Below are 256 nucleotides of genomic sequence, written 5' to 3' on the forward strand. Positions count from 1 at the left end.
GCTGATTGTTGATCGGTGTGCTGGCGCTGGAACTGCGTTACGGCTTGCTGTTGTTGTCCGAGCAGTACAACGCCTGGCGCTGGTTGGGCTGGGCGATTCTGCCGAGTCTGTACCTGGTGCTGATGGCGGCGCCGCGCACTTGGCCGTGGCCGGTGTCGGCGTATCCCCGCGAGTACCGACTGTATGCGGCGGCACCGCTGGCGCTGCTGATGCTCGGCTGGTTCTGGCTGGCGAACGTGGTCAGCGACGGCACCGC

Annotated in this window: 1 protein-coding gene; it reads left to right on the forward strand. The window is 66.0% G+C overall.

Going from position 1 to position 256, the window contains the following annotated elements:
- Nucleotides 1–8 precede the first annotated feature (8 nt).
- A partial coding sequence (locus tag SB772_RS43105; RefSeq protein WP_410838911.1) for a hypothetical protein occupies nucleotides 9–256 on the forward strand: 248 nt, incomplete at its 3' end.

The sequence above is a fragment of the Paraburkholderia sp. SIMBA_030 genome (assembly GCF_046535245.1).
GTDB lineage: Bacteria > Pseudomonadota > Gammaproteobacteria > Burkholderiales > Burkholderiaceae > Paraburkholderia.